The sequence below is a fragment of the Spiroplasma clarkii genome (assembly GCF_002795265.1).
Taxonomy (GTDB): domain Bacteria; phylum Bacillota_I; class Bacilli_A; order Mycoplasmatales; family Mycoplasmataceae; genus Spiroplasma_A; species Spiroplasma_A clarkii.
Map to the genome: position 1 here is coordinate 518,749 of NZ_CP024870.1, position 13,630 is coordinate 532,378.

Sequence of the window (13,630 nt, forward strand, 5' to 3'; positions counted from 1 at the left end):
AACCTGTAGATACACTCGTGAAATTCATAGAAAATTCTTATTTAGACTATATAAGTTATGATGATATTTATTCACTATCAAATCAAATTGATGAGAATGAATTTGAAAGTGAAGTAATAAAAATTTTTCACAGTACTTTAGTTGACAGATTTAATAATAAAGTAATTGACCCACTATCAAAGTGCTTAAGCACCTCATATACAAAAATTGGTAATCTAATTGAAAACTATAATGAATTATTAGATAGTGAACATAATTATGAGATATGTATGTCAGAAATAAGCAAAGTACTAGAAAGAAATAGCGATACAAAAATAGATTTAAGAAATAAAGATATGATAGGTATCAATGAATGGTGTGAGGCAGGTACTAAAATCCATAAAAATTTGGGAATTGAAAAGACTTGCCTATATTGCTCAAATAAGAGGGATTCTGATAATAGTACAATAATTGATAATGTTAATAAAATTTTATCTAATAGAATTGAAGAAACAAAAAATAAAGTTAATGTTACAATCAAACAAACCATTGGGGAAATTTGTGGAATTGCAATGGAACTTTTTGCTAGCGAGATATATCAACCAATTTTTGCTAGCATTTTATCTAAAGAAGTTAGATTATTGGATAAATTCATAGCTGAATATTTGAGTCAAGTAATTGATATTGATAGAAATATTCAAGATAATATTAAAATTTATTTGGAATGTGAATCTAACAAAAATTTTGATTGTATAAAAGTTAATGAAAGTAACATAAATGAAAATATCTTTAAAAAATTTTTAAAAGATAAGATAGAATGCATAAAGCCAATAATGCAAAATAAATTGTTTTATTTTGAAAAAAAAGAATTAAATAAACATATAACTAATTTAGAAAAAAAGGAATTAGAAGTTATTGCAAATAAAATTAATCTGCAATTCGAAGAAATGGATAAATTGAATATCAATCCTTTTGGACTAAAGGTAATAATCAAACCATCAACAGCTATAACTAATACTGAATATAAACCATTATTGGATATTGTTGATTCTAATAACAAAAGCATTGTCGATTCAATAAGTTATGGACAAAGAAATTTGGTTGCACTAATGTTTTACCTTGTTGAACTTATGGAATTAAAGAATAATTTCTCTAAAAAACAAATTTTTGCTGTTCTTGATGATGTTGTAGATGGCTCAGATCTGTATTCATATTTTATTATAAAATGATTAATTAGAAAATATATTGGGAAAAATGATATAAATTTAGTAATTCTCACACACAATTACTATTTTTCAAATATTTATTTACAACAAACAGAGAATAAAGATTACATTAAAATGTTTGTTTTAACAAATGCAAAATTAATTGAAATAGATCATAGAATATTCAATATGTCAGATAATTTGTTATTGCTTATTTTATTAAAACTAATACCAGAAATTAAACTTGGTGATAGAGAGTTAATAATTGGATCATTTATAGTTATTCTTTTGAAGGTTATTGAAGTAAAACTTGTTGAAAAGTTACAATGGGAAACTAGTGATTTTATAAACTATACAGATGAAATATATAAGAAATTTAAATCAGAATTAAATAATGAAAAATATGGTGAATTGGTAAGTAAATTTATTTCTTTAAAGGATTTTATATATTATAGGTGGAAAAATAATCTTAAAGAACTTGAAAATAAAAAAATAGATATTCTAGATTTAATGGGGGCAGCAGAAAATTGCAAAGTTATAGAAAATATTTTAAGAGATTTTGAAGAAATAGTGAACAATTCAAAGTTAGATTTTAACATAAATTTTTGAGACAAAAATTTAAATGATGAATCTGATTTCACACTTTTAAATTCATTAAATATAGCAAGAACAATCATATTTAGTAAAACTATTGAAGCTATTAATAATCAAAAAGGTGATGTAAATATTGAAATGGCAAAACAGATTTCAAATTACTTAAGACACAGTTCAAATGCCATCAGTTCACCAATGATGGCACTAAACTTCGAAGAACTAGTTGACAGGATGAAAAAGTACATTAAAAAATAATATAATTGCTTTTTAATACAAACCCCCAAGTGAATCTTGGGGGTTTTTAGTTATTTTGTCAAATTCTAATTTATAACTATGTTAGTAATTACATGAAGGATTTTAAATGAATTTATTTGGTAATCTAGGATTATTTTTTTGTTTTGAATATTTTCCATTATAATTGCTTATAGGGGTGAATTTTAATGAATTTAGAAGAAATAATAAAAACAAATGAAACTAAGTTAACTGACTTAGAAAGAAAAATTTCAGATTATATCTTAGAAAACAAAGAGGAAGTCTTTAAAACTACCATATCAAAAATTTCGCAAAACTTAAATGTCAGCACAAGCATGATTGACAAAACCTTAAACAAACTTGGTATAACAGGCTTTAAGCAACTAAAGTTTTTTTTACAAAAAGATCTTTTAACAAATGAGCTGTATCAAAATGATCAACAAACAAATACTCATCAAGCCATTGAAGAGTTAATCTACACCAAGTCACTTAGAGAGACGTTTGCTTCAATCAATAAAAAAGATATTGGAGAAATGGTTAATTCTATTTCATTATATCGTCAGGTGATAATTTTTGGAGAAGGGTTCATGGGGATTGTTGGTAGTGATTTTGAAAAGAAATTTAAAAAGATTCAAAAAAATGTAATATGTGTAAAGTACTTTGAAGAACTTAAATATATCAATAGAAGTAGGGAAAGTTTGTTTATTTTACTTTCAGTTTCTGGACAAACTGAAACATTAAAAAGAGTCATAGATTTTGCTACACAAAATTTTAAGTCTAAAAAAATTGTGGCAATTACAGCTACCAAAACTTTTAGTTGAAAAGAACAAGTGGATATGCATTTATACGGAAATTATATTTCCTTGATGCCAGCCTATGAAAAAGAGGTACCTTGTACATCAAGATTCGTAGTGCAATATATACTAGATTTAATTTTTATTGAGTATTTTTTAGAAACCAAAACATAAATCTAGACTATATCCAAAAGGGATCAAAAATTTATTAGTTTGTGAAATTTTTCACATATAGTTTGAAAAAGATAAAAATATATCAGACCAAGTGCACCAGTATTGGAGTTAAATATCATATTCTAATTGTGGAGGTACAGAAATGATTAAATTTAAAGATAGTTTTGTTTTTGGAGGCTCAATGTCTTCAATTCAAAATGATGGTCAAGGACCATTTGAAGCATATCGTTCAAACTATGATCTAGTTTGAGAAAAGAAATCTGACTTGTTTTTTAACAAAATTGGTCATCATAAAACTTGTGATTTTATGAATACATACAAAGAAGATTTAGTTTTATTAAAAGCCTGTGGAATTGATGCAATTAGGCATAGCTTTGCATTATCAAAGTTATTCCCAACTGCTGATGTAAAGCCAAATCCGATTTTGGTTAAATACTATCATGAACTAATTGCAGAAATGAAAAAAAATAACATCAAACCAATGATGACAATAATGCACTTTGATATGCCTGAATGAATGGCTTTAGAAGGTGGATTGGCAAGTGAGGTATTTGTAGACAAATTCTTGAAAATGTCACAATTTATTATTGATGAATATGGGGCTGAATTAGAGTTCATAGCAACTTTTAATGAACCTATCATTCAATGTGGTTCATGTTTTTTAGTACAAGGTGAAGGTGGTTTTTATCCTCATGAATTTAATATGCAAAAATATTTTGATGCAATCAACAATGTTATTATTTCCACTGCAAAAACAATTGCTTATTTAAAAACAACAAATAAAAAAGTAAAAGTTGGAATAGTGGTTGATTTAAGTCCTGCATATCCAAGAAATTCATTAAATCAAAAAGACCTTGAGGCTGTGAAATATTTTACAGCATATCGAGAAGAGTCATTGTTAATTCCATTAGCAAATGGAGAAGTTCCACAATTATATTTTAAAATGATTGATGAACTTGGTTGTTCAAATAACTTAAGTAAAAACCTGGACTTGATTTCAAAAAATAAATCAATGTGGATTGGGATAAATTATTATATTCCAAGTTACATTAAAGAACCAAAACCTAATGCTGATCTAAAAAAATTTGAAAGATATTTTTCAAATTGAGACAAGCCTATTGTCACAATGAATAAATCTAGAGGTTGAATTATCAAACCTGATACCATGTATGAAATTGGTATGATGATGAAAAATAAATACCACAACATTGAATGATTCATAACTGAAAATGGTATTGCCATTGAAGATGAAGCTGTTGATTATACATTTGAAGGTAAAATTATTGATGATTATCGAATTGAATTTTACCAGGAACACTTAAAAGAGCTTCATAAAGCAATAACTGCAGGTTCAAATTGTAGTGGTTATCTGATTTGAACTCCAATTGATAGTTGGTCTTATATGAATGCTTATAAAAATAGATATGGATTAATTCAACTAGATCTTGAAACCTATAAAAAAATTCCTAAAAAATCAGCCACATGATTTAAGGAACTATCTGTAAAGAAAGGATTTTAAAATGGAAGAAAACATATTAACCTTTGACATTGGAGGAATGGGAATAAAAATTATTAAATTTAATTCAAAAGGTCAGGAACTTATTGTTGATTATTTACATCACAATCATTTAGCATTGGATAAATATTTTGTGAAACTAACTGACTTACTTGATCACATTGATGAATATATTTGTAAAAATCATGAAAAAGTAAAAGTTGGAATTTGTATTCCAGGAATTATTGATAGTCAAAACTTTCAAGTTAAAAGTAGATCTTTTATCTTGGATTGAAAAGATCTTGATATTAAACAATATCTACAAAAAAATAAACTAATAACTAATTTAGTTATTGAAAATGATGCAAAAGCTGCAGCATATGGGGAGTTTTCAAACAACAATTTTAAATTAAGTCGAAAACTTAATAGTGCAATTATTATAACCATTGGTTCTGCAATTGGTGGAGGTATTGTTATCGATGAAAAAATCCACAGTGGAATTAATGGATTAGCTGGTGAATTTTCAAAAATGTATGCCAACTTAAAATGAGATGACGATGCTGAAGCTGCTGGAGAATGTTCAACAATGCAAATGAGAATTAAATATGCTGAAGCAATTGGTAAACCAATTGAAGAAGTTAGTGGTAAAACCATTATGGAACAATACTTAAAAAAAGACAAACATGCATTAAAAGTTGTTGAAAACACAACCACAGCATTAGCAAAAATGATTTTTAACATAAATATTTGCATTGATACTGATGCAATCTTAATTGGTGGTGGAATTAGTAGTGATAAAATTTTTGTTGATTTAATCAAATTAAAATTAGCACATTACTATGAAGAACAAGAGTTAAAAGACTTATACCCAAAATTTATTGAGTCTTGTACTTTAGAAAATAAAGCTGGATGTTATGGAATGTTTTATAAATTGGTAAGTAGTTAGGAGATTAAAATGCAAAAAAACAATAAAGCTAACATTGAAAAAAGTGTCTTGTATATTTTTGTAATTGCTGCAATTGCTTATATTATTTTTACAACAGCACATATGCTATGAGATATAGCAATTGCAAAAGAACTAGCAATTAAATCTGGTATTACAATTAGCGAAACTCAAAAAATTGAAGACTTTGTATTTTTAATTAAAAGACAATGAATGTTTCAATATATTTCTACAATGCTCTTATTGATGACATTTTTATTGTTTGTGATACTTGGTGTCAAGAAAATGGAATGAGGTTATCTATTTATTATAATTTGAAATGCAGTCTGAATTGGATTTTTAATTGCTCCAATAATTTTATATAAAAAATTTGGAGTCTTTGATGGATTTAATTTAGCAATCGTTTTTTCAATCATTGTTGGGATGTTCTTGTTTCACAAAAATATTCAAAAAAGTAAATTAATCTTAAGATCAAATATGAGGTCTAAAAATTATTTAAAAATATAGAAAAGAGGGGAGCAGTTTGGAATTTAAAAATTTAAATGATGTAAAAGAGTGAATTGATAATTCTCCAATTGAAGTTGTTATTTCACAACTAAATGATATTGATAAATACAATTACAACAACTCTGCTATTGGTTATAATGAGTTTTTTATAAATGCAACAGATTTTTTAAAAACAAAAATTAAAAATAATTTTTCAACTTATAAAACAAATGAATTTAATAAATTTTTAATTGAAAAGGATAATAAATTTATTATTGATATATCAAAAGTTGAAGAAGAATTTCAAAACAAAGATGATCAATATCTTAAAAATATGATTAATATTTCAGCAAGAAAACAACTTGCAACAATGAGTTATCAAACAAGAGTAAAAGAGATAAAAGATTTCAAGACTTTTTACAATAAGAAGTGATTAAATGTTTTATTATGAGAAGCAAAACAAGTTTACAAATTTCAAAATAATTTTATAAATAAAAGTTATAAAATTGCAATCAGAAAATTTAAAGAAGTAAATATGATTATTTCAAATGATGATACTGTTTTTTATAAGAAAAGTTCTAAATACAAACCTGAAGAATTAAATGATGCCAAAAAATTATTTAAAGGTGAACTTAAAAAATTAGGTAAAAATGAAATTGACAAAAAAATTGAAATTTATAAAAATTATCAGATCTTTGATTATGACATTGAGTTTGCACATAATTATTTAATCTTTAAAAGAGATTATGTACAAGAAAAAAACATTCTTACTCAAGAGCATAATGAAGAAATTATTAAACTTCAATCAGAATTAGAAGAGAACAAAAAAAATAAGACTCAAATTAATTCTGAGATAAAAGTAAAGTTAAAAAAACTTAGAAATGAATTTAAAGAAAGCTTAAAACTTACCACAAATAAAAATGAAATTGATGATTTAAAACTTGAATATTTTGATAGTTTAAATAATATCAAATTCAAAAATAGTATTACTTTAATAAAAGATAAAATTAAATTTTCAAAAAGTTCTTACAAAAGAAAACTCAAAAAAAATAAAGTCATGTTTGAAACAAATGTTTCAAACTTTAGAGATTCATTACCAATTGAAAGAGGAAGTTTAATCAAAAATCTTTCAATAACATTGGGAATAATCCCTGGTGTTTGTCAGTTTATTAACAAGCAATATATTAAAGGATCATTATTGTTTTTTGTTGGCTTACCAATTGCCATCATTTTATTGTTATATTCATTTGGTATTGGCAATGTTGGAGGAAATGGGATATTTGGTTTAATTGACTTTGGGAAAAGTGCAGAAACAACCGATAATTTCTTTGATATTGATGGGAGATTCTACTTTGTTGAAAGTATTTTGGGAATGCTATTATTATTTATTGTAATTGCCTTCTTTGCAATTAATTACTATAACTCATGGATAACAACAAAACAAATTAAAATTGGTGGAAGACCATCATTGTGAATGAATACAAGAAAATATTTGCAAAGTCAAGGCGTGCCGTATGTGCTAACTTTACCTTCATTAATTGGTATTCTATTAATTGTAGTTTTCCCAGTTGTAGCAACTTTTGTTATAGCCTTTACTGATTATGGAAAGGGTAGTGACCCTGCCAATCCTGGACAATATATTAGCTGAATAGGATTTGATAATTTTAAAAAAATCTTTGGTGGACAGTATGGATCATCATTTGTATTTGTTTTTCAATGAACAATAATTTGAGTAATTTTTGCAGGCTTTGGTGGAATTGTAGTAGGAACAATATTTTGTTTACTAATTAATAATGAAAGAATGTATGGTAAAAAAATATTTAGACTAATTATGATTCTTCCAGGAGCAGTTCCGGGATTTGTGATGGTATTGTTATTTAGTATTTTGTTTTCATCACAAACTTTTAATAATTTCACAAATAAAATTTTTGGGGTTTATGGCTGAACAACAGAACTTGCATTGGCAAGAATTGCATTAATTTTTGTAAATGCATGACTATCACAAACCTATATCTTCTTATTATTTACAGGAGTTTCACAAGGAATTTCAAAAGATCTTTATGATTCATCTAAGATTGATGGAGCAAGCAAACCAAGTCAGACTTTTAAAATTACTCTCCCAATTCTTTTTAGTCAAACGGGTCCATTACTAATTGGTCAATTTACAGGAGCATTTTCTAATTTTGGAATAATTGCACTGTTTAATTCTAATGGTTCAGTTTTGAGTAGTAATGGTGAATTGATGGCTGGTAACCCTGGCATCACAGATATTTTAATTTCATTTGTTTATAAAATAACAAATGATCAACAAAATTACAGCTATGGTCTTGGAGCTGCATTTATTATTATTTTCTCATTATTTACAGTTTCAATGGCATTTATGGGAATGAGAAACATGAAAGCATTTAAGAAAGGAGTTGTTTAATTTATGACTCAAAAATTTGATTTTCAAAAATTTAAAAAAGTTATAAAGATTAATGAACCCAACTTTAAAATGCTAGTTAGTTTTACAATGATTAATAATAACTTTGATACTAGTGATGAAGAAAAAATAAGTGCTAATTTTTATAGATTCATTTATTCAACTTTTGATAAAAATGGTCAGACCCCAATAAAACAATATTATGATGATGTCTTTGAAAATTTATGAGACAAAGATGATTTTGAACAGTTTAAAAATATTCTTGAGCATAAATATGATTTTAATGATCTAATAAACTATGAAAATATTTACTTTTGATATTTTATTTATAAGGAATTTAAGAGCTATAATAAAAATTTAAATCAAGAATTCGTTTTAGATTGATTTGTCTACTTTATATTATTTTATGAGGAAAGAATGAACCAGTTAGATTTTAAAAACATAAATGTAATACTGCATTCAAATCTCAATGAGAACTTCATTTTTAACCTTAAAAATGAAGTTGAACAAAAAATCTATGTCCAGCTTGAAAAGATTTTTACAAACAAAGATTCTGTCTTACAACTTTCTGAACTAGTAAAATCTCAATCTATTTTCTTACAACAAATTCTAAACGAAAAAGATAAAGATAAATGATTTAAAAAATTTACAAAAAAAGATTATAAGTTTAAGCTTCACTTAGATGAAAGTATAACAGATAAAATTTATGATGAGCTTAAAAATTTAACAAAACCTGTTAAATCAGCTGAAAATAATTTAAATAGTATTGCAAAAATGGATGGCAAAATAAAAATCAATAATAAGACATATAAATTTAATAATGATATGTTAAAAAATGCGAAAAAAGTTTTTTTTGAAGTTTGATCAAAATAATTATTTAACAGCAATTGCTGAATCATATTTTAAATCATTAAAAATTGATAGTCAAAAAAAGAAAAAAAGCTTTAGTCCTAATCAAATTATCTACTCTTGCTTATAGTTACAATATTCATAAAAAATTTAATAGTATAAATTTTGTTGAATCAAAAAAACTTTTTGAAATTTTAATGATTAAACATGCAAATGAAATTAACTAAAATGCTTGTGAACAATTGATAGGTATTATTAATGATGATCAGTATAGTTTTGCAGAAGTTGAAGCAATTTTTGAAAAAGAATATTTATTCAAAACCAACTACTATAAATTTCAATGAATGTTAAATTGAATCTGTCAGCAAATGGATTTAAAAAATGACTTCTTACAAGATGTTTTGAAATATTTTATTCTTAAGAATGAGCTATACTATTATAATTTATCAAAAAAATCTAACACATTCTTTGATAATCATGATGTTGATTTAAATGACTACTACTTAAAAAGAAGTGATATTCTTGATAAAATAAATGAAGTACTAAAAATTGAAAATATTAGTTCTCAAAAAAGTATTGTGAGATTTATTACTGAAACATTTGGCAAACTATATCTTTCAGATAAACCCAAATTGTCCTTGAATGCAAAAATTGGTTTGGGCTTCAGCTATGCCATAATTTTAATGTGATCGGTTATTATTATTTTCCCCATCACATTAGTTATCATTCAGTCATTTAACTATTATTCATCTGCTGAATATTCTGGTAAAAATGCTTTTTTCAATTTCTCATTTGCAAATTTTAGTTACCTTTGAAATGAAACTTTATTCAAACAATGGTTAGTAAATTCAATTTACATTGGATTTATAAGTATGACATTAATAATTTGTTTAAGTGCATTATCTGGATATGTATTTAGTAGATTTAGATTTAAAGGAAAAAAGCTGGATTATTAACAATTATGTTAATTCAAACAATTCCCACAATTGCAAGTTTTATTATTTACATTGTAATTGCTGGTATTTTAGAAAGTAATTCTAGTATTCCACCACAAGTATTGTTAATTTCAATTTATGTTTTTGGAAGTATTCCAGGAACACTTTCTTATTGAAGGGCTACATGGATAATCTTTCAACAGAAATTGATGATGCAGCAAAAATTGATGGCTGCGGTAATTGAGCAATTTTTACAAAAATAATTTTACCATTAGCAAAACCTATGCTATCTGTAATTGCCCTGTGATCATTCTTAGGACCATTTGGCGATGTAATTCTCCCAGCAATCCTTGCTAGAGATTCAAGTGAATTGACTATGGCAAGTGGATTGCAATCATTAATTAATGCAACAAGCGTTAGACAAGAAGGTGCTTTTGCAGCAGGTGCCCTAGTAATTGCAATTCCAATTACTATGATGTTTATGTTGTTACAAAAAAATATTACAACAGGTCTCTCAGCTGCTGGAGTGAAAGGATAAATAAAATGAAAGTAGATTTAAGAAATATTTCAAAAAAATATCAAGGTAATTCTTTTTATACATTAGAAAATATTAATTTACAAATTGATGATAATGATTTTTGTGTTTTACTTGGACCTAGTGGTTGTGGTAAAACAACTTTGTTAAGAATTATTGCTGGTTTAAATTCAATTACAAAAGGTGATTTATACTTTGATAATCAAAAAGTTAATGATATAGAACCAAAAGACCGAGACATTGCTATGGTTTTTCAAAGTTATGCTTTGTACCCACATTACAATGTTTATAAAAACATGGCTTTTGGTTTGAAAATGAAAAAAGAAAGAAAAGATGTAGTCAATCATCGTGTTAGAGGTGCTGCAAAGTTATTAAATATTGAAAAACATTTATTTAAAAAACCAAAAGAACTTTCAGGAGGGCAACAACAACGTGTTGCCTTAGGAAGAGCAATTGTCAGAAAACCAAAATTATTTTTAATGGATGAACCTTTAAGTAACTTGGATGCAAAATTAAGAGAAAGCATACGAACAGAGTTAGTTTCAATTCACAGAATGTTGGGAACTACAACAGTTTATGTAACTCACGACCAACTTGAGGCCATGACTATGGCTACCAAAATTGTTTTGATGAACAATCAAGTTATTCAACAAATTGGGAGACCTGAAGAATTTTACAACAGACCAAACAATTTATTTGTTTCAAAATTTATAGGTACTCCAACAATTAACTTGTTTGAAACAGTCCTTCTTGAAGACCAATTAAAGTTTGATGACTTTGATAAATTTAATTTAAAAGTTACTGAAGATCAATTAGAAATTTTGAAAAAAGAAAAAACAACAAAATTTACAGTGGGAGTTAGATCTGAAGATATTCAAATTGTTAAAAATGAAAATGAAGCACATGGTGAATTTAAAATCATTAATGTTGAACTTTTAGGTATGAACAAACAAGTTACATGTGAATCTAGAAATGGTAAAAAAATTGTTATAACAACAAGAAAAGATTTTGATAAGAATATTGATGATAAAATTTTTGTTAACTATAGTAAATATTTAATTTTCAACTCAATAACTGAAAATTTGGTTTGTGATTAAAAAGTTAAATGCTAACAAAAATGAATTATTAAATACTTTCAAAAAGAAAAAAATTAACTTTTTTAAGTTAATTTTTGAACTAACAAGAGAAAATAGAGTTCAATTTTGTGTTTTTGTATCCTTGATTATTTTTAACTCACTTTTAATTAGTATCAATTCTTACATAATTAATTTAACAATTGAACAAATTGCTTTTGACTTTTCAGACACTGGTGTTGGAAACAACCACAAAATGCAGTGATGGTTTTTCTTAATTATGTCAGGAATAGTCTTGTTAGGTATGGCACTAGGAGCATATTCTAAAGAATATTTAGGAACCATTATTGCAATTAAAATTGAAATTCAATTAAGACAGATTATCTTAGATAAACTTTTAAAACAAGATATTTCTTTTTACTATGATAAAAAAATTGGTGACATTATGACAAAAGTTGTTGGAGACACAAATGTTATTGGTAATGAAATTAATGGCCTTTTTTCAGCAATTATTCAAGCTCCAATTGTTATGATTTTTTCTTCAGTTGTTTTATTTATGATTGATGTACCTTTAGGAATAACTTCAGTTGTTACAATATATTTGTTAAGTTTTATACTAATTGCAATTACTTCAAACTATAAAAAAAGAACTACCATTGTCAGAACAACCATTTCAGATATAAATGGAGATGTGATAGATAGAATTGGAGCAATTAGGTTGATTAAGTCATCAGCAACTCGTGAATATGAGTATGAAAGAATTAAACAAATTCATAAACCATACTTAAAAAGTTTTAAACCCTTAGCAAAAACAGGGGGATTACTTTTACAAACATTAATAGTTTGTGATGCCATAGTAAACATCATTGTCATTTCAGTTGGTGTCTTTTGATATGGTTATATACAAAATGATATTAATATTTTCCTAGTTAAATTAATTCCAATTGTTTCATGTTTAACTCAATTAACTAGACCACTTTGACAAATTTCAGGAATAATCCCAGGTATTGCTCGAGCAGGAGCTTCAACTGAAAAAGTTATGGAGATAGTTACAAGTGAAATTTTACTTGATGACAATTTTACTTCTGGAAAACAACTAGATCAAGAGGTTGAAACAATTGAGTTTAAAAATGTTTACTTTAGGTATCCAAAAAAAGAAGAAATAATTTTAAATAACATTAATTTAAAATTAGAAAAAGGAAAAAAATATGCTTTTGTTGGTGAAACTGGGAGTGGTAAATCAACAATAGCAAAACTAATTTTAAGATTTTATGATAAAAGTGAAGGTGAAATTTTAATTAATGGTGAGAAAATTGAGTCCTTTAACTTAAAAAGTTATTTAAGTCGAGTTGGCTATGTTGAACAAGAACCTCAAATCATTTATGGAAATGTTTATGATAATGTCAAATATGGGAGTTTTGAGGCAAGTGATGATCAAGTTAAGACGGCTTGCATACAGTCAAAAGTTCATGAAGTAGTAAAAAGCTGAGAAAATGGGTATGAAACTCTTTTAGGAGAAAGAGGCACATTAATTTCAGGTGGTCAAAAACAAAGATTGGTACTAGCAAGACTCTTGTTAAAAAACCCGGAAATTCTTATTCTCGATGAGGCCACTAGTGCTCTTGACAATATTGTTGAAAAAGAAATTCAACTTCAACTTGAAAAAATGATGGAAAATAAAACCACAGTGATTATTGCTCATAGATTAAGCACAATCAAAAATGTTGACAAAATTTATGTCATGGCACCAGGAAAAGGCATAGTTCAAGAGGGAAACTGAGATGAACTAATCAAGTTAACTGGTCCATTTAAAAAATTATATGATTCAAGTTTGTAAAATATTTTACAAAATAATCACCTTATTATAATTTTTTATAATCAAATCAAGCTTATT

11 protein-coding genes are annotated in these 13,630 nt (G+C 26.1%); all 11 read left to right on the forward strand.

The features are described 5' to 3' along the window. The first annotated feature begins 17 nt into the window (after window positions 1–17). Complete coding sequence (locus tag SCLAR_RS02310) at window positions 18–2,033, forward strand: ATP-binding protein (protein WP_100254338.1); 2,016 nt, start codon at window positions 18–20, stop codon at window positions 2,031–2,033. Between the two features lie 185 nt (window positions 2,034–2,218). Beyond that, a complete protein-coding gene (locus SCLAR_RS02315) occupies window positions 2,219–2,998 on the forward strand; it encodes a MurR/RpiR family transcriptional regulator (protein ID WP_100254339.1) in 780 nt (259 codons plus the stop codon). A 142-nt stretch (window positions 2,999–3,140) separates the two neighbouring features. Continuing rightward, window positions 3,141–4,517 (forward strand): glycoside hydrolase family 1 protein, encoded by a 1,377-nt coding sequence (locus SCLAR_RS02320; protein ID WP_100254340.1) that lies wholly within the window; start codon window positions 3,141–3,143, stop codon window positions 4,515–4,517. Between the two features lies 1 nt (window position 4,518). Next, window positions 4,519–5,439, forward strand: coding sequence for an ROK family protein (locus SCLAR_RS02325; RefSeq protein ID WP_100254341.1), 921 nt, complete (start codon window positions 4,519–4,521; stop codon window positions 5,437–5,439). A 9-nt stretch (window positions 5,440–5,448) separates the two neighbouring features. Next, on the forward strand, window positions 5,449–5,943 hold the full coding sequence (locus SCLAR_RS02330; protein ID WP_100254342.1) for a hypothetical protein: 495 nt from the start codon (window positions 5,449–5,451) through the stop codon (window positions 5,941–5,943). Between the two features lie 16 nt (window positions 5,944–5,959). Beyond that, complete coding sequence (locus SCLAR_RS02335) at window positions 5,960–8,347, forward strand: carbohydrate ABC transporter permease (RefSeq protein WP_100254343.1); 2,388 nt, start codon at window positions 5,960–5,962, stop codon at window positions 8,345–8,347. A 3-nt stretch (window positions 8,348–8,350) separates the two neighbouring features. Continuing rightward, window positions 8,351–9,217 carry a hypothetical protein gene (locus SCLAR_RS02340; protein ID WP_100254344.1) on the forward strand — a complete coding sequence of 289 codons (867 nt, stop codon included), beginning with the start codon at window positions 8,351–8,353 and terminating at the stop codon, window positions 9,215–9,217. A gap of 218 nt (window positions 9,218–9,435) precedes the next feature. Next, entirely contained in the window at window positions 9,436–10,149 is a 714-nt protein-coding gene (locus tag SCLAR_RS02345; RefSeq protein ID WP_100254345.1) for a hypothetical protein, read from the forward strand. Window positions 10,150–10,300: 151 nt separating this feature from the next. Continuing rightward, window positions 10,301–10,666: an ABC transporter permease subunit gene (locus SCLAR_RS02350; protein WP_157795129.1), complete on the forward strand. Its 366-nt coding sequence runs from the start codon at window positions 10,301–10,303 to the stop codon at window positions 10,664–10,666. Window positions 10,667–10,671: 5 nt separating this feature from the next. Then, the gene (locus SCLAR_RS02355) at window positions 10,672–11,760 is read left to right on the forward strand and encodes an ABC transporter ATP-binding protein (RefSeq protein WP_100254347.1); all 1,089 of its coding nucleotides are present in this window, start codon (window positions 10,672–10,674) and stop codon (window positions 11,758–11,760) included. Then, window positions 11,753–13,573 (forward strand): ABC transporter ATP-binding protein, encoded by a 1,821-nt coding sequence (locus SCLAR_RS02360; protein ID WP_100254348.1) that lies wholly within the window; start codon window positions 11,753–11,755, stop codon window positions 13,571–13,573. Before SCLAR_RS02355 ends, SCLAR_RS02360 begins: the two co-directional genes overlap by 8 nt. The last annotated feature ends 57 nt before the right edge of the window (window positions 13,574–13,630 follow it).